The 17,932-nt window shown below is 45.3% G+C and carries 14 protein-coding genes; 5 read left to right on the plus strand and 9 right to left on the minus strand.

Annotation, left to right across the window (positions count from 1 at the left end):
- The first annotated feature begins 40 nt into the window (after positions 1 to 40).
- Positions 41 to 595, plus strand: coding sequence for a GNAT family N-acetyltransferase (locus tag MMB75_RS23950; protein WP_016818780.1), 555 nt, complete (start codon positions 41 to 43; stop codon positions 593 to 595).
- A gap of 37 nt (positions 596 to 632) precedes the next feature.
- Positions 633 to 1,244 carry a DUF1349 domain-containing protein gene (locus tag MMB75_RS23955; RefSeq protein ID WP_016818781.1) on the plus strand — a complete coding sequence of 204 codons (612 nt, stop codon included), beginning with the start codon at positions 633 to 635 and terminating at the stop codon, positions 1,242 to 1,244.
- 446 nt (positions 1,245 to 1,690) lie between these two features.
- On the opposite strand, the gene MMB75_RS23960 is transcribed toward MMB75_RS23955, so the two are convergent.
- The 4 genes from MMB75_RS23960 to MMB75_RS23975 form a co-directional block, all read right to left on the minus strand.
- Entirely contained in the window at positions 1,691 to 2,419 is a 729-nt protein-coding gene (locus MMB75_RS23960) for an HAD family hydrolase (protein ID WP_103042415.1), read from the minus strand.
- A gap of 30 nt (positions 2,420 to 2,449) precedes the next feature.
- On the minus strand, positions 2,450 to 3,499 hold the full coding sequence (gene gutB1 / locus MMB75_RS23965; RefSeq protein ID WP_019687253.1) for a 2-amino-2-deoxy-D-mannitol dehydrogenase GutB1: 1,050 nt from the start codon (positions 3,497 to 3,499) through the stop codon (positions 2,450 to 2,452).
- A gap of 34 nt (positions 3,500 to 3,533) precedes the next feature.
- The gene (locus MMB75_RS23970; RefSeq protein ID WP_017426895.1) at positions 3,534 to 4,802 is read right to left on the minus strand and encodes an aspartate aminotransferase family protein; all 1,269 of its coding nucleotides are present in this window, start codon (positions 4,800 to 4,802) and stop codon (positions 3,534 to 3,536) included.
- A gap of 222 nt (positions 4,803 to 5,024) precedes the next feature.
- On the minus strand, positions 5,025 to 6,233 hold the full coding sequence (locus MMB75_RS23975) for an MFS transporter (RefSeq protein ID WP_016818785.1): 1,209 nt from the start codon (positions 6,231 to 6,233) through the stop codon (positions 5,025 to 5,027).
- A gap of 307 nt (positions 6,234 to 6,540) precedes the next feature.
- Here MMB75_RS23975 and MMB75_RS23980 point away from each other — a divergent pair, with 307 nt between their 5' ends.
- Positions 6,541 to 7,302, plus strand: a complete 762-nt coding sequence (locus MMB75_RS23980) for an SDR family oxidoreductase (RefSeq protein WP_044787902.1) — start codon at positions 6,541 to 6,543, stop codon at positions 7,300 to 7,302.
- A gap of 106 nt (positions 7,303 to 7,408) precedes the next feature.
- Here the strand turns inward: MMB75_RS23980 and MMB75_RS23985 are convergent, their stop codons facing one another.
- Together MMB75_RS23985 and uxuA are read right to left on the minus strand one after the other, a co-directional pair.
- Entirely contained in the window at positions 7,409 to 9,016 is a 1,608-nt protein-coding gene (locus MMB75_RS23985; RefSeq protein WP_044787900.1) for a mannitol dehydrogenase family protein, read from the minus strand.
- Entirely contained in the window at positions 9,017 to 10,093 is a 1,077-nt protein-coding gene (uxuA, locus tag MMB75_RS23990) for a mannonate dehydratase (RefSeq protein ID WP_103042416.1), read from the minus strand.
- A gap of 159 nt (positions 10,094 to 10,252) precedes the next feature.
- On the opposite strand from uxuA, the gene MMB75_RS23995 reads away from it, so the two are divergent.
- A complete protein-coding gene (locus tag MMB75_RS23995; RefSeq protein ID WP_103042417.1) occupies positions 10,253 to 10,906 on the plus strand; it encodes a GntR family transcriptional regulator in 654 nt (217 codons plus the stop codon).
- Positions 10,907 to 11,210: 304 nt separating this feature from the next.
- Here the strand turns inward: MMB75_RS23995 and MMB75_RS24000 are convergent, their stop codons facing one another.
- Together MMB75_RS24000 and MMB75_RS24005 are read right to left on the minus strand one after the other, a co-directional pair.
- Entirely contained in the window at positions 11,211 to 12,065 is an 855-nt protein-coding gene (locus tag MMB75_RS24000; protein WP_044787898.1) for an SDR family oxidoreductase, read from the minus strand.
- Between the two features lie 98 nt (positions 12,066 to 12,163).
- Entirely contained in the window at positions 12,164 to 12,979 is an 816-nt protein-coding gene (locus MMB75_RS24005; RefSeq protein ID WP_103042418.1) for a helix-turn-helix domain-containing protein, read from the minus strand.
- Positions 12,980 to 13,118: 139 nt separating this feature from the next.
- Between MMB75_RS24005 and MMB75_RS24010 the strand changes: the two genes are divergently transcribed.
- A complete protein-coding gene (locus MMB75_RS24010; protein ID WP_103042419.1) occupies positions 13,119 to 16,766 on the plus strand; it encodes a glycosyl hydrolase 115 family protein in 3,648 nt (1,215 codons plus the stop codon).
- An 89-nt stretch (positions 16,767 to 16,855) separates the two neighbouring features.
- Here MMB75_RS24010 and MMB75_RS24015 read toward each other — a convergent pair whose 3' ends face one another.
- Positions 16,856 to 17,743, minus strand: a complete 888-nt coding sequence (locus tag MMB75_RS24015; protein ID WP_016818793.1) for a dihydrodipicolinate synthase family protein — start codon at positions 17,741 to 17,743, stop codon at positions 16,856 to 16,858.
- Positions 17,744 to 17,932 lie beyond the last annotated feature (189 nt).

Raw genomic sequence — 17,932 nt, forward strand, 5'->3', positions numbered from 1 at the left:
TAATGCAATTTGATTTTGCTTCAAGATGGGGGAGGTGAAAATGGATATTTTAATCAGAGAACTGAAGGCTGAGGACGGTGAGCGTGGTACTAACATTGATGGTAGCTTTATCGTGGATTCTACCTTTGTCTTGCAATTAACGGGACAGCAAATCGAATATACGGTGAAGGAGAGGCCTATTAGCAAAAAAAGCTACGATGATGATCAGCTTGAGGAAGATACAGTTGAGGATTATTCGAACTATATCAGCAATCCCGATCAAATCATATATTTAGCGCTCGTAAATAATCAAGTTGTAGGTCAAATTGTTCTGAAAAGAAATTGGAACAAATATGCATATGTGGAAGATATCAAAGTCGACAAGCAATATAGAAGCCTCGGTATCGGTAAGAAACTAATCGAACAGGCTAAACGCTGGGCGAAAGATGGCGGAATGCCAGGGATCATGCTGGAGACACAAAGCAATAATGTTCGCGCATGTAAATTCTATGAAAGCTGCGGTTTTGTGATCGGTGGATTCGACTCCTACGTCTACAAAGGTCTAAATAGAGAAAGTGACGAGATCGCGATCTATTGGTATCTAATGTTTGCTTAGAACGACACACCTTTATTGAACAAGGGAGGACAAAAAGATGACTAAAAAGAGAATGGAATGGGAGGAAGGGAATTGGATCAATTCACCTCTATATGCCCGGAAAGAAGGAGATTTTCTTAAGGTTGCGCCTGAAAAGGGAAGAGACTTCTGGAAAAAGACTTTATATGGTTTTGAATTTGAGGATGGGTCCGCTCTATTATCGGATTGGAATCATAACACGGCGGTGGAAGTGTCGTTTCAACTCGCATCATTTACGGAGCTTTACGATCAGGCAGGTATTTTGTTATACCATGGCCCGGAGCAATGGATTAAAGCGGGGATAGAAATCAATGACGGCATTCCTCAGCTTTCCACAGTCGTAACCGCTGGATATTCTGACTGGTCGCTTGCGGCTGTGCCAGAGTGGGTCGGTGAAGAAGTCACCCTGCGCGCTTCCATCATCAAGGATGCTGTAATTATTCGCGCAAGGACGGAGCAGCACGGATGGCGAACGATACGTGTGGCGCGTTTTCCCTACACCACCGGAAATCAGGCCGGTCCTTATACCTGTTCGCCAACCCGAGAGGGTTTTGAGGTTACCTTTACTCGCTGGAACTTTACAGAGCGGGATCAAGACCTTCACAGTGATCCTCCAGTAGAACATCATTGAAAAACGACTGCACAACTGAGCACAGCAATATGAGATACTATAAACTAGCTTATATGCACATAAAGTAATGATTAAGAGCAAGCGTCTTATAATAAAATGGTTTTTAATGGACCCAAAAGGGAAGAGGTGTATTTGGGTGTGAAAGCCGGGACTGATGAGGATGGCCAAAGCGGAAAACTGCTACTTGACACATAAAATACATACTATAAAAATTCCGATTATGGCATTCCTAAGTTCAGTTTTTTCCGTAACAAAATGGGGTTAAAAAATATTTGATGTAAAGCATACCCCATAGAGTACACACAGGGTAGGTTAACATACTCAACTGTGTACTCTATGGGGCATATTTATATATGTCCTCATCCATTTTAAAGGTTATGCGGTTTAATATATTTATAGAGGAGATATGCCTTCCAGCATCTTACGGTCCTTCTCTTGGCAGGCAACTATTCCCCGAATGGCAAGTTCTCTTTAAGCGCCCACAGGTCATCATAGTTGAAAATACGGTGATCTGCCTTGGATAAATCCTGCTGGCCCGAGCCTGGGTTGTGTAAACCAATGCAGCGCATACCCGCACTCTTGGCCGCATGAACACCATTTCGTGAATCCTCAATAACAATACAATGGGCCGGGGCTATACCTAGCAGTTCGGCGGCATATAGGAAGATGTCCGGAGCCGGCTTACCCTGGGATACTTCTTCTCCGGTGATTCGAATATCAAAGTAACGGCCCAGTCCCGTTTTTTCCATAATGAGATCAATCAACGACCGTGGAGAGGAAGAGGCTACTGCAACCGGAATTCCTTTTTCCTGTAGCCAGTCCAGCCACCGTTCCAGTCCGTTGATCGCCACCAGGCCCTCGTGTGCTGTTATGGTCTGCATCACATTTTTTCGGTGATAGGCAAGCGCCTCTTCCAATGTATGAGTGAGTTGATGCCTGTCCAGCACTTGACGCCACATGGATTCGAGTGTCACTCCGACATAGGTATGGTGCTCTTCTTCCGTCATGGGTGCACCGAAATGGGCAAAGGAGCTGCGTTCAACTTCAAAATAAATCGGTTCGCTGTCTACCAACACCCCGTCCATGTCGAAGATGACCGCTTTGACCGGAACGGACGCTGATAGGTCTCCTGTGTATTCATTATTCGTCGGTGTAACATGATGGATGCTCGTCATGTCCATTCTCCCCCTTGTTAGTAGCTAAATTTAGTTGCCGGAGCCATTCGATTGCAGCACAATCTTGATCGCCTGCGACGAAGGCTGAAGTGTCCGCTCGCTGATATTGCATCCAAGCGTCTTGAAGGCTTCATGGTAGTCGTCCAGCGGATACGAGTGGGTAATGATTTTTTTGGCGGGAATGATTTGCTGCTCAATCAGGTAATGTGCCGTGGAGAACGTGCCCAGAGAATCAATGGAGCCGATGATTTTAAGGCTACGGTCAACTACCTCTTTCGGATTAAACGAGCTTATCCCATCTCTCAGCCCCACCAGCATCAAATACCCGCCGCTCGCAAGCTGGCTTAGTACCTCAGTGCCGACCACTCCTGTGGTGTCCACAATCATGTCCACCTGATTTTTTAACGGAGCCAGCTTATGAATGGCCGATTCCAGTGTGGCGTGCGCGGACCACCGTTCGGGGGCAATAGAATCCGCTATGGCGAGCCGTTCCTCCGAGATGTCAACAAGGCAACCAGTTACGCCTTTCGAAGCAAGAGCATAGCTGTACAGAATCCCGATCGGACCCGCACCTATAATAACGGTTGTGAAGTTAGGCAGCAGGTTAATCTGGTTGATTCCGGTCAGCATACAGCTCAGCGGTTCGGTCAGCGTCGCTTCTTCGTAGCTGATATGGTCCTTCAGCTTGTACAAAAAACGGTCCTCAGTCACATAATAATCGGTGAACGTACCGTCGGCGCTGACTCCGGTCTCTGTTACGGATTTGTGTGTGCAATGATTCTGTCTTCCTGTCCGGCACATTTCGCATTGCCCGCAGTAGTATGTTGGATCAATTACCACCCGGTCTCCAGGCTGTAGTGAACTGACGGCTGATCCTACAGCGATCACATCCCCCGCTGATTCGTGGCCCAAGATCGTGGACGGCACGGCATGATATTTGCCACTAATGATGCCTAGATCCGTACCGCATACGCCTGTCGCCCGAATCCGGACGAGTACATCGTTATCTTTTTTAATCTCCGGGATAGGTCTTTCCTCAAGTGCGACATCCCAAGCTGATTTGTATACCAGTGCAAGCATGAATAATTCCTCCTTTGGCCTATTGGGCAGATCGTTAGTGAAGGGTAGCAAGAACGGTGTCAAGCCGTTTAACAATTTCGACAATCTCATCTTCTGTAGCCGTGAGGGAAGGTCTCACTTTGACCACGTTGCCATAACCGTAACGGGAACCTCTGAGGATTAATTGCTGTTCCTCAAATGCACGATCGATAATTCCATTGCTTTTCACTGCATCCGGGCTATCGTCCTCGTCTACAATTTCCAGTCCCCACATCAGTCCGACGCCACGAGCCTCACCAATGCAATCATGCTTGTCAGCTATCTCGGTCAGCAGGGATCCGAGCAGGTTTCCTTTGGACCGGACGGCTTCCAGAAAACCGGGCTCGCTTACAACCTCCAGCGTGGATTTGGCTGCCGTGACCGAGATCAGATTGCTGCCCGAGGTAAAGGAATGCTCGTGCTTCTCCAGGACATCGAGACGAGACTGCATCAAGACCGCCGCAACCGGGACACCAATGCCGCCCAGACCCTTAGCAAGAGTAATAATATCCGGTTGGATGTCAAACAGCTCACTTGCGAACATGTAGCCTGTCCGCCCAATCCCAGTCTGCACTTCGTCAGCAATCAGAATCATCCCATGCTCATCGCATAACTGACGGAGACGCTTGAAATATCCTGCAGGCGGGATGATATTACCTCCGTTGCCCAGAATGGGTTCAATAATCATGCAGGCCACAGAGCCTGAGCTTGCATATTCAATGGCGTCCGATATGGCTTCAATACAGTGATGACCACACTTGTCTGGTGAAGAATTAAAGGGACAACGATAGCAGTAGGGGGCAGGCACATGCAGAGAATATGCCGCAGTTGAATTGGGAAAATTCTTGCGGCGAAAGGCATTACCGGAAATGCCTGTTGCGAACTGGGTCTGTCCATGATGTGACAGATGCAGGCTGATGATATCAGTTGCTCCGGTATATTTCTGGGCCAGTTTCACAGCACATTCATTCGCCGTGGAGCCGGTAATATCTCTCATCCACCCGGCATCGATGCCGTTCGGGGCATATTGGATTAGATGGTCTAGGACTTCTTCAACGTAAGGCTCGGTAAAGGATGAAGACATGTGGGCAAGATTGGCGACTTGCTCCTGTACTTTGGAGACGACATGAGGGTGATTATAACCGAGCGACAGATTGAAGGTGCCAGATACGCCATCCAAATACTCCTTACCTGAATCGTCAATCAAAGTAATGCCTTTTCCGTATCTGAAACGTTCTTTGGTCAAGGTATGCACGATATTTCCCCTCCATATCAGAATATACATTTCATTAAGTCATCCTTAAAAAGAGTAACGCCCAATCAGCATAACGAGGCTGAACTCACCTCCCCAAAATAAGAAAATCACCTTCCTTGTCCTAATGGACAAAGAAGCCACAATTTGACTGTTCCTGCGATTTCACAGATATGAGAGATAACCGCAGCAACAGAATCTGCCCGAAAAGCAAAAACGCGATAGGCCTCACCTCCCCTAAGGACTAAAACAATATCATCCTTCCTTGCCCTGATGGACAAGGGAGTCAATTACTCGGCTGCCCCGATTATTCCACAGATGTGTGAGAATAAGTGCCAGCAGCAAAATCAAAGTAAATCCTCCTAAGATCCAGAGGCTAGCTGTCACTGGCCATTCGCTCATGCTCCAGCCTATTACGTATTGAAGCACTGAGCCGCCAATTCCGCCTGACGCAATCAGAATACTGGTCGTCCGCTCCGTCATTCCCGGAATCAGTACGTTGGCGTAGACAAGTGCGATACAGAAGAGTCCAGACATGAATATCCCTGCACCAAAAATTAGAAGGTATGTAGCCCATTGGCTGGATATAAACACCATAGCGACTAAGAAACAGAAAGTTCCAATTGCACTCCATAGCAGATAAGGAATATATCCTGCTGATTCTGCAATCCTTCCTGAGAACATACGACCAATGATCATTGCAATCCAAAGCACGCTGACACCTAGCGAGGCAACAGATCCCTGAAGTTGTAGCGTTTCGGTCAGAATAGAAGGTAGGAAGTTCATGAGTCCAAGTTCAAGACCCATATAAACAAAGAAGAAAATAATGAAGATTCCTAGCAATACACGATGCTGTCCTGAGTAACGGGCTTGTTCAACTGAACGCTCAGTAGTGCGGATGTCTGCTTGAGTGAGGTGAGTGGAGGCGGAAACAGGCATGGTAAGCCAAAATAGCAATAGGATAAAAGTGAGAAAGGAGATGGTGTAAAAGGTTAGATTCCAAATTCCAAACCAGATATACAGGCTAACGATCGCAGGCATAAGCAGTGCACCAAGTGCAAAATAGACATCCAGCTTGGACATCGCTACGGCTTTTTGCTCCTCCGTAAACTCAATGGTGAACGCTCCGATGGATGATTCAATAATGCCTGAGCCGAAGCCAATCCATATGGCCATTACAATGACCCAATTCCAAGAGGGAAGTAGGCCCAAGATAGTACATGAGACGACAATACTCCCCAAGGCAATAGCAAGCATGGACTTGCGGCCCATATGTAGAGCCATGAAGGGAGTGAGCAGAACACCGACAAGAAAGCCAAAAAACTGCAAGAACAGCAGTAATCCACCATCGCTGTACCCCCGTCCATAGTGAGGCAGTAAAGTCGGCAGTAATGTCCCAAGCACCACGCTGGTGACGCCGATTAATAGATAGAAAGCACAACTTAAAGCGAAAAGTCTCTTCAAGGCCTGTCCCTCCATAAGGTCATATTTTTTTATATGAGCATTGTTTTTACTAGAATATACCATTACTCTGGAAAAGTATATATATAATTCCACAGAAATTGTAAAAATAAATCGATAAACTCTTAATAATATGCATCCTGCTCCTTATCAACGTGATACACATCAGTTTTATCTTACAGGGGGACTATCAGGGTTATGGTATGAAAGATAGATTATTCGCCTGTACTTTCGTACAATTGACTTTGATTTAGAAGTTGATCCATACTTCAAATGAACGGTTGACTAAAAAACATTGGAGGGATCTTTCATGCGTTTGGGAGGAAAAGTTGCGGTCGTTACAGGCTCAGCATCAGGAATGGGGAAAGCGATTGCAGAATTATTTGCAAAAGAAGGGGCAAGTGTTGTTCTTTCAGACCTGAACATTGAAGGAGCAGAAGCGGTTGCAGCAGGAATTAAATCAGCTGGAGGAAACGCCATTGCAATAAAAACCAATGTTGCTGATTTGAATGATATACATGCTTTGATCGATACAGCTGTTAATGAATTCGGAACTCTCGACATTTTGGTTAACAATGCGGGCGTTATGGATAACATGGCGCCAGTAGGGGATGTGGACGACGAGAAATGGGATTTGATATTCGATATTAATACAAAAAGCGTTATGCGTGCGATTCGCAAAGTCATCCCGATCTTCCTGGATAAAGGAAATGGAGTAATTATAAATACGGCATCCACGGGTGGCTTCAGTGGTGCGCATGCAGGCGCTGCCTATACCGCCTCAAAGCATGCGGTAGTCGGTATTACGAAAAACACGGGATTTATGTATGCTCAAAAAGGCATCCGATGCAATGCCATTGCGCCAGGTGCAACAGCTACCAACATTACTTCAACGATTCATAACTTGAATGAGTTTGGCGCATCTCGAACGAAGGTCACGCAAGGCGTAATTCCTCGTGTAGGGCAGGCTGAAGAAATCGCGAAAATAGCCCTTTTCTTGGCTTCAGACGAGTCGAGCTTTGTGAATGGGGCAGTTATTGCTGCTGATGCGGGTTGGACGGCAGGATTCTAATCAAAGTTGTGGCCCGGTTCTACTGTTGACAACAAGCTAACAAACATGAGAATTACAAATCCCCCTGACCAAAGTTTCGTGGCAGGGGGATTGTTTAATGTAAGTTCTAGTTCACATACTTCTCTATGGTGCTTCGGACTGCTCCGGGACCTGATAGCATTTCATGAAACATGGCTTCAATCTTGTCGCCCAGACCAATCTCATATAATCGGACGCCGAACAGTTTTTCATCCTCAAGGAGGTTGCGAACCCCAGAGGTCTGATCGCCCAGCTTCGTATCCTGCAAATACCCCTGCAATGTATCCAGTAACGGGTCCGGACTGAGTGTGAAGGGTGCTCCTTGATCATCCACCCCCAGCAAATAACGACACCAGATCGCAATGGTCAAGGGAATAGCAGTCAGGTCGGTGGGATCAAGCCCTGCTGTGCTAACATACGACTTTATGGTTTCGCCAAAACGGATGCTCATCTTTTGGGAAGTATCTGTTGCAATCCGCTGTGGCGTATCTGGAATATAGGGATTGGCGAAGCGTTCCTGCAATACTTCGTTAATGAACGCTTGGGGTTGGATAATTCCGGGATCAACCACAACAGGCAAGCCTTCCTTGTAGCCGATGGTTTCCACCAGATGATGCAAGGTGTAATCCTTCATTTCATCTGCAATGAGCTGATAGCCGAGCAGACACCCGGAGAGGGCCAGCGCTGTATGTAGCGGATTGAGACAGGTCGTGACTTTCATCTTCTCCACTTTGTCTACCGTATCCCGATTCGTGAAGATGATGCCAGCTTCCTCCAGTGCAGGTCTCCCGTTTGTAAACTTGTCTTCAATGACCAAATACTCGCTAACCTCAGCATTGACAAAGGGAGCCGTATACGTATGCCTGGAGGTAACGACAATCTCCATGTCGGCTAACCCCAGCTCTCGAAGAGCAGATTGTACCTGTAAGGAAGGGCGGGGGGTGATTTTATCAATCATAGTCAGCGGGAAGGTTATTTTTTCCTCATTCTGCAGATAGTCTGCAAATCCTTTCTCTACCAGGCCTCTGCGCGTCCACTCCTTGGCGATAGCAATCATACTATCCTTTAACAGATCGCCGTTATGGGAGCAATTATCCATGCTTACCAAGGTCATTGGATGCTGTCCCTTTAAATAACGCCGATAGGCAAGCGAAGTAGCTATGCTCATCACATGCACCGGCTGTTCAGGACCATTCACTAAATCCCTCTCCACAACAGCCAGATACTTACCGTCGGGCCCGGTGAGGCCGTATCCTTTTTCCGTGACAGTGAAGCTGGCCATTTGCAGAGTCGGATTTTCAAATACTTCAAGCAAACGGAGATAGTCGTCCGGACGATTCTGCTCCGTTGCAAGGCTCTCAACGATGCTTGCGACCACACTTTTGTGAAATTTACCGTCTGCACTCATTAACACCAGTAAGGTTAGATTGTCGTAAGGCTTGTAGGCTTTGTCAATCATTCCAAAATCAAAGGTTTCGGCCGCAATTATACCTGTATCCGCTTTCAAACTATTCAGCAGTTGTTGCTGTGCATTGGCTACGAACCCCCGAAAAATATTGCCTGCTCCGAAATGCACCCATTGCGGTCTAACTCGGGTGTTATGGGCTACAAGTTCCAGATCATACTTCGGCAGTTCGATGCCTACTGCTTCCCAGGCCGCCTTATCTAAAAGACCTTTCCGGTCAAGCTGGAGCATCTATTTCACTCCCTTGCTTTGAGCGAGACTATCCCAGACACCCAGCAAGTACATAACTCCCAGTGCACGGTCATACAAACCGTATCCTGGCCGACAATTCTTTTCTTCTCCCCATAGATGTCTACCGTGATCTGGGCGCACATATCCCTGATAGCCTTTTTCGTGATAAGCTCTAACCACTTCCGGTATATCGACGCTTCCGTCTTTCCCGCGATGTGACACTTCAATAAAGTCGCCATTCTCAAACACCTTGACATTACGAATATGCGCAAAATGAATACGATCATGGAACTCCCGAATCATAGCTGGCAAATCATTCTCGGGGTTAGTCCCCAGTGAGCCTGTGCAGAAGGTTAGACCATTATATGGACTGTTCACTGCATCCAGGATGCGCCGGATGGTCTCACGACTTCGAACAATTCTCGGCAGCCCGAAGATGGGCCATGCCGGATCATCAGGATGAATGGCCATCTTGATATCAACCTCCTCGCAAACCGGGATGATGCGCTCAAGAAAATACTTTAGGTTATCAAACAACTTGTCTTCTGTGACATCCGCGTAAGCAGCAAACAGTTCATCCAGTCTCGCCAACCGCTCCGGTTCCCAGCCTGGCATCGTGAACTTCCCGGCTCCTTTGAGAATCCGATCCACCATTTGGTGGGGATTATCGGTGATGGCAGCCTTTTCATAAAAGAGGGCGTTGGATCCGTCAGGCAGCTCTTTATACAGTTCCGTTCTTGTCCAGTCAAAAATAGGCATAAAGTTATAACAAATCACCTTGACTCCCACTTTGGCCAATTGGCGAATGGTATCAATATAAATGTCAATATATTGATCGCGGGATGGCAGGCCGATTTTGATATCATCGTGGACATTTACACTCTCTACGACTGCCGTACTAAAGCCCTTGCTTGTAATCTGATCAGCTACCTCCTGAATTCGCTCCATTTCCCATATTTCACCGGCTATCTTTTCATGTAAAGACCAAACAATGCCCATAACTCCTGGAATTTGCCGGATATGATCCAGTGTAATAATGTCATTGCCTTCCCCATACCATCTCCAGGTCATGTTCATAACGATACCCTCCCTGATTGATTTTTTTAATCTTGTATACAAGATTGACTTGATCATAAAATGCAAAGTTTATCCTTGTCAATGACAATTTTTGAGGAGTCTATCACATCAAAATGCTTTATAATAAGACTAGATTTATAAAGTGAAGGCAGGAATGTTATGTTTACAAAGGAAGAAATCAAGCAGCTTTTGAAAAATGATATTTTGTCGTTGACCTTAAAGCCTGGGACTCTGCTCAGCGAGACGACCTTGTCAGAACGCTTCCAGTTGTCCAGAACTCCGCTGCGCGATGTGCTGAAACAGCTTGCGCTGGAGTCTTATATTGATATTTATCCCAAGAAGGGGAACATTGTCTCTTATATTGATCTGGAGTCCGTAGAACAAATGAGCTACTTGAGAAGCGCAGTGGAAAAAGAGATTATGAAGGAGCTTTCTACGCAATTTGCATTAAGCGATATACAGAAGCTGAGCGAAATTTTGGACAGGCAGAGGGCTGTCATTGATGACGATCATGCTACGGATCAATTTCTCATTTTGGACGATCAGTTCCACCATACTATGTTCCAATTGGTGGGCCGAGAATTTCTTTGGCAGCTGATTCAGCAATCAAATGTTCACTATATCAGATATCGCAAGCTCCATATGCTGGAAGCAGGGAAGCTGATGGAAATCTGGCATGAACACCAAACTATGCTTGAATATATGTTGAATCAGGATACAAGCAAAATGGATGATCTGGTTCACCATCATCTCCGAAAGGATATACATTCTCTCGAATTCCTCCGGCAGTTCGCTGACTATATCAAGAAATAATGCTGGCCTGTGTTATTCATTTTTTTGCTCGTGAGTCTAGTTGTTTGCCGTCAAGCGGTGGATGGAATTGAAGGATTTTCATAGAGGTTCGATATCTTGTATACAAGACAAGTGTAATCCTGCTTGAATATACGCATAGGAGAATGTGATAAATTAAAGCATGACCAATTGAGCAATGCTTCCTTCGACTTATTATTTATGTAAACGGATTCAGTTGAAACTATAGTAGAGCGTTGTTGACACACTAAGCCCCTTGCCACTTCGTAATTGTAAATAGAAGGGCAAGGGATGGAAAGTGAAGATTCTATACCCCCGAATAGGCCATAAAACCACCATCTATAGGAATGACTGCACCGGTCACAAAACCGGAAGCGGTTTCATCTGCCAGCCAAAGCAGCGTTCCGAGGAGGTCTTCAGGCTCACCGAAACGGCGCATAGGGGTGTGGGCAATAATCTTGGCCGAACGCTCGGTAAGCGAGCCGTCCTCGTTGGTGAGCAATTGTCGGTTCTGCTCTGTCAGGAAAAATCCGGGGGCAATGGCATTCACCCGAATGCCAGATTCGGCTAGATGTACGGCCAGCCACTGGGTGAAGTTGTTGATGGCGGCTTTGGCAGCGCTGTAAGCGGGAACCTTGGTCATTGGGCTGGGAGCGCTCATGGAGGATATGTTAAGGACCACAGCGCCAGGTCGTCCGATCATGCCTTTGGAAAAAACCTGTGTTGGGATTAAAGTCCCGATAAAATTTAAATCAAGCACATTGCGGAAGCCAGGTACACTGAGATCGAAAAAGGTAGTGATTCCAGACTGGTTCAGATCTTCAGGATGAAATGTCTCCAAACTCGTATTCGCACTGGGGTGGTTGCCGCCTGCTCCATTGATCAGAATATTGCACGGACCGAGCAGACGACGGACCGTCTCCTCAGCCTGCTTCACGCTTTCAACATCGGTCACATCGCAGGCAACAGCGATGGATTCTCCACCACTCTCACAAATTTCCTTGGCTATCAATTCGCCCTTATCAGCAGTACGGTTCAAAATAGCGACCTTGGTACCCTGGCGGGCAAGTTCCTTGGCCATGGAGCTGCACAACACGCCGGAGCCGCCGGTTACCACAACTGTTTTTCCAGACAAAGCCGGATGCAGGGGAAGACTAGTCAATTTACATTCCTCTTTTCGTTGGAAGATAAGCCCGCATTACGCTTATACGCGTTCCACAAGCTGTCATGAATTTTATCCTAAAACTATAACAGATGATCTTATCTAGCTTTCTTTCTAAATTCCCTAGGTGTCATAAATACCGTTTGTTTAAAGACCTTACAAAAATACATGGACGAGTTGAAGCCACATTCGTTACCAATCTCGAGTATCGTTAACTTTGTATTGATCAGCAAGTTGCAAGCATGTTGAATCTTAATGTTATTTAAATATTGAATAACCGTAAGTCCCGTGGCTTCTTTAAAACGATGACACAAATAATATTTGGACATGTAAAACGACTTTGCAATATCTTCGATTTTGGTGATTTTGTTATAGTTTTGGTTGATGTACGACAGAATAGGTCCAAAGTTAGCGTTCTTGGAAGACGGCTGCTCCACTATTTGGGCATTCTTCTTCTTATTATTTAATAGAGATAATAGTTCAGCTAAATGTATAAAAATACGATCATTCTCACCCGAGACGTTTTCTTTCTCCAGGGACTTTAATAGCCTTTTCACTTTCGCAAATACTTCTTCTTTCAAAGAGATAATTTCTGTATCAAAGCAGCCTAATAAAGATTTTATTGCCCGTTCCGTAAAATATAATCGCAAGAAACGCTCCGTAAAATAGACACATGTTCTGGCACAGCCTTGATTTTGGTAGCTTTTATGGAACAGATTTGGTTTGAACAGTGCAACATCATGCAGCTTAATGTCATAGATGGAGTCCTGGATCAAAATCTGATGATACCCTTTTTCTAGAAAATAAAGTTCATATGCATCGTGATAATGAAAATTGGTCATGTTGTGGCCTGCATCATGGACGACATACTCGATTGAAAATAGGGGGTGCGTATGACTTACATCAGCAACCATTGCTCAACCTCCATCCTATAGCAATATAATATAACAAATCGATAATTCGGCAACATATTAAAAGATTATTGCTTGGTATTCAGGTATAGTTTAGCTACCAGATTTTCTTCCGAATGGAGCACATGAGGAGGTTAGACACTTGAAATCACACCAAGGGACCCAGAATGAATTTGAACTGTTGAAAAGAAATCACACGGTGCCTGTTTTTGTTTCCGAAATGGAAAACAGCGCAGTGCATCTTGCTTTTTGCAATCTTATGCGAGATATTGATTGGGTTTGCGGTTGTAAGCTAGTGCGAGCAAAAGAAATGGACCAAAGCAGCATCGTGATCGGCACGATCACAGACAATGAGCCGTTACTCGCTTATCTGCAAGATAAAGGGGTATCGCTGAAAAAACTAGTGTTGGAGGATGGCTCGTACCGGTGGGAAGCATTTCTTCAGGAAGTCATTGACGGTGTGTTATATATCATAGGAACCGACAGGCGCGGTACCATCTTCGGAATCTATGACTTGTGCGAGGCGATGGGTGTGTCTCCGTGGTATTACTGGGCGGATGTACCGGTGAAAACCTGCGATGTATTTTGTTTGCCTTTGGACTTCTCCAAAGCAGATTGGTCAGCGGTTCAGTACCGGGGAATTTTCCTGAATGATGAGGAAGAGCTTGATGACTGGACCAAGATTCATACTCAAGATGGCACAATCGGACCTGACGCGTATCAATCTATTTTTGAACTTTTACTTCGTCTGAAAGCCAATTTCATTTGGCCTGCCATGCATGTGAATTATTTTAATGAGAATCCCGAAAATGGAGCACTCGCGGAAAGAATGGGGATTGTAGTAGGCACGTCGCATTGCGATATGTTGCTTCGCAGCAACCAGAATGAATGGGAGCCATGGCTCGCAGCCAAGGGTTATGACGACATCTCATACGATTATTCCATCGAAGGTCGAAATCGCGAAATTCTACAGGAATATTGGCGGGAAAGTGTCGAGAAGAATAAAAATTACGAGGTGTGTTATACAGTTGGTATGCGTGGAATCCATGATTCCGGATTTCATACGCAGTCCATTGATGAGGATAATTCCATGTCTAAGGAAGAACGGGCAAAAGCCAAGAGTTCTCTCTTAGGAAAGGTCATACAGGATCAAAAGCAAATTCTCAAGGACGTGATCGGCGAGTCGAAAGAAAATGCTTCATTACGGACATTTATCCCGTACAAAGAAGTGTTAGAGCTATATGACCGAGGTCTTGATCTACCTGAAGGTGTGACCCTCATTTGGGCAAACGACAACTTTGGGCATATGCGCCGATATCCGAATGAGAAGGAGCGTCAACGCAGTGGAGGCAACGGTTTGTATTATCACAATTCTTACTGGGCAGCTCCAGGAACGGCGATGAGTTATCTTTTTATCAATTCAATTCCATTGGCCCATACAGGGAATGAATTGAAAAAATCGTATGAATCGGGAATCCGGAAATTGTGGATTCTGAATGTTGGCGGGTTGAAGCCCCTTGAACAGGATATGGAATTCTTTTTGCGATCTGGCTGGGAAGCCGGCAAAGAAGAAGGAATGACCAAGAATGCATCCAAATTCGTCGAATCTTGGATAAACGCCAATTTTTCCGGCAACCACGGATCTGAAGCTGCGGAAATATACGAAACATTTGCACAGGTCACTAACGTACGAAAGATCGAACATATGCAATCCAATGTGTTTTCACAAACTGTATTAGGTGATGAAGCAGGGCGTAGATTAATGCGGTTGGAGGATGTTTTTCGTCGGGGTAATGCCATAATGTACAGCCTTCCAGTGCAGGAGCGGGCTGCATTTTTCCAGATGTTTCTCATGAAAATTCACGCATCGTATTATACCAACCATGAGTTTTATTTTGCCGACAGAAGCACGCTTTCTTATGAGCGCGGAAACATGCAGGCTGCTGACCTATATGTGGAGCTTTCGGTAAAAATGGCGGACTACAAACGAAGAATGCTTCATTTCTATAACGCAAAAATGAGTGAAGGCAAGTGGAACGGAATCCTGACACCGGAAAGTTTTCCACCACCGCCTACCGCCTTGTATCCTGCGCGAAAGCCCGCATTGAAAATTGCTCAAGGTGGCATGAGAATCGATCTTTGGAATGAAGAACCAACGCTGCGCTTTTCCATCCATGGTCAGAAACAAAAATGGTTCGAGATTGGAAACCAGGGGAACGGAACCATTCCATTCACGATTGAGGTAATGGAAGACGCAGATTGGATCATTCTTTCCGAAAGTGAAGGATCGATCCAAACGGAGAAAAGAATTCTTGTCTCGGTCATCGATCCGTATAAGCATGCGGGAAAGACTGCGCAACTGACCGTCCGAAACCATAAAGATATGACATCTGTTCCAATAAAGGTGCAAGTTGAGGAAGGTGTAAATGTTCCTGAAACGTTTTACGGACATATAGAGGCAGACGGGTATGTGTCTATCCCAGCAGCCTCCTACGACCATAATGTTCCCGGTGTAGATTCGACCAATAAGTCCGGTTGGGTGGCCATACCGGGGATGGCAAGGTATGAGGGAGCCGCGATGATGGCCTGGAGCGGTGAACTACGACCGCTTGCAGGAGAGCTTAAGAATCATCCATATTTAGGATACAATATTTTGTTGAAAGAGGCTGGACAGTTTACCTTAGAGATTCATCGTTTTCTTACTTTAAATTCGACAGGCAATATTCGTTTCGGTATTGGAGTCGATGATACAGCACCCATCCTGGTAGAATCAGAGACTCGTGACGAGTGGTTGGGGGCTTGGCAGGAAGCCGTCTTTAATAACGGTGAGAAAATGAGAGTGGAGCTGCCCTACCTGGCTTCCGGTATACATGTCTTAAAAATTTATATGGTAGATCCTTATGTCACTATCAACAAGTTCGTGATATATACGAAAGAGCAAAAAACGTGCAATTTGGGACCGATTTCCAGTGAGCATCATCATAGGCTGGTTACCGATCATGGACTGGAAAGTTCTACTGTGAATTGGAATGAAGTCGAACAATTATGTAATCAATTTTACGAAACGGGAGAGCATGAAGTACCTCTTCCCGTCGTCCTTTATGCCACAAGAGATTTTTACGCCACCATCGATGAAATCTTCTTGAAATGTTTTGATGTTCCGCAGACCACGTTAGGGGATAAACGCTATGCAAACATTTGTGATGCTGATGGTACAAAGGATGTTATAAAAGAATTTGGTGCGGGTATGTTTATCGAATCGAACGGCATCGTTGCGATCGAAGCCGAATATGCGTTGGAAAACTCTGAAAATGCATATCTCACGTCCAGTAAAGACGGTACTGCTATTCATTGGAGCCACTTACAGGCAGAAACCAATGGAAGGACAGGTTTCGCCATGCATGTTTCTGAGCCTGGAAGACAGTGGGAGAACCCGGAGATTGCTCCAGCCATGCATTACAAAATAAATATCAAAAATGAAGGTATTTACCATATTTGGATTTTGGTTCGACATCATAATGACCAATCCGATTCATGCTACTTATCGCTGGACGGCGTAGTAAGACCGTTATCCGAACAACTGGGCAAGGGCACACTGCATACGTATAACACCGCTCAAGTGTACTATTGGTGTTTACTGTCGGATTTGGAATTGCCCAGTGGTGTTCACCTGTTTTCGATCTTAGCTCGAAAGTCACAACTCAGAGTCGACCGGATATATATGACACAAGGGAGCGAATTACCGCCTGTGGATGCTCTCTGGACGGATTCGATAAGAAAACAGTCCTAAGCTAAAGCAGCGTCTCCATGCTGAAAGAGCGGAATCTAGATACATGTTGAGATTCCGCTCTTTTTTTGATAAATAGTAAAAGAAACAATTCATTCCTGAAGATTCTTTAGTATAAGTTTCAAGTGTTCTCTAGCTGATTGATTCAATGGTTGTAAGGGCAAAGGAAGACTGGGACTTGAGATTAAGCCACTTATTTCTGCTGCTGCTGAAACAACACGAAGGCTACCATACTGATGAAATAACGTCCAAATAGGTTCAAGTAGTGTCGAGAGTCGTTCTGCTTCGTCAGCAAAACCGTCCTGGGCCAATCGGGTTATTTTTAGACATGCCTTTGGAAACAAACCAGCGAGAACGGAGTACCATGCTTCACAACCTGCATTCAAGCCGGTGACTGCAAATGAATCTCCACTTACTCCTATAGTTACATGGGGAGGAATCGACTCTCGTAGTTTTTTGATGCGTGTCTTGGCTGCTTCGGGATCAGTAGGTACTCCGGGAATCTTAATAGAACCAACATGAGGTAACTCAGCAATTCGGCCGTGCAATTCGTCACTGAAATGAAAATGGGAGGTACCTGGATTATCATAGACACAAAGTGGAATGGAGAGTGAACGGGTTACCTGTTCATAGAGTGAAAATACTTCTTCATTCGTTAGTGCTTGATAGGAGATAGGGGCTAGCAGCACTGCACTTGCTCCTGCTTTTTGTGCATCTTCCGCTAATCGAAGTACTTCTAAGGTACGAATCGCACTTATACTTGTCATCACGGGAATCCCGTCTGCTGAGTGGACAGCAAGTTGAAGAACCCGGAAACGTTCTTCTCGATTAAGATATGCATAATTTCCAGTTGAACCCAATGCCCCAATTGAGTCTACACCAGCTGCAACTAATCGTTGAATCAGTGCTACAAATGCTTTTTCGTCAATGCCTGTCTCATTCACCGGGGTGAGTGGAAAAGCAGATAATCCGTGGAACATAAAGTTACACTCCTTTATGAATTGACCTTCAAAATACAAACACATTATAAAAATGAATTAGACACAATTAAAGTACCAATTAAGAGACAAATAACTGTACCAATTCTTTTAGAGAAACTTAAAACTGAAAACAAAGATTCTGTATTGAAATTAATGTAATGATATTTGTAATGATATTTGTAATGATAT

The organism is Paenibacillus sp. P2(2022), from assembly GCF_029522175.1.
In the GTDB taxonomy this organism is placed as follows: Bacteria; Bacillota; Bacilli; order Paenibacillales; family Paenibacillaceae; genus Paenibacillus; species Paenibacillus polymyxa.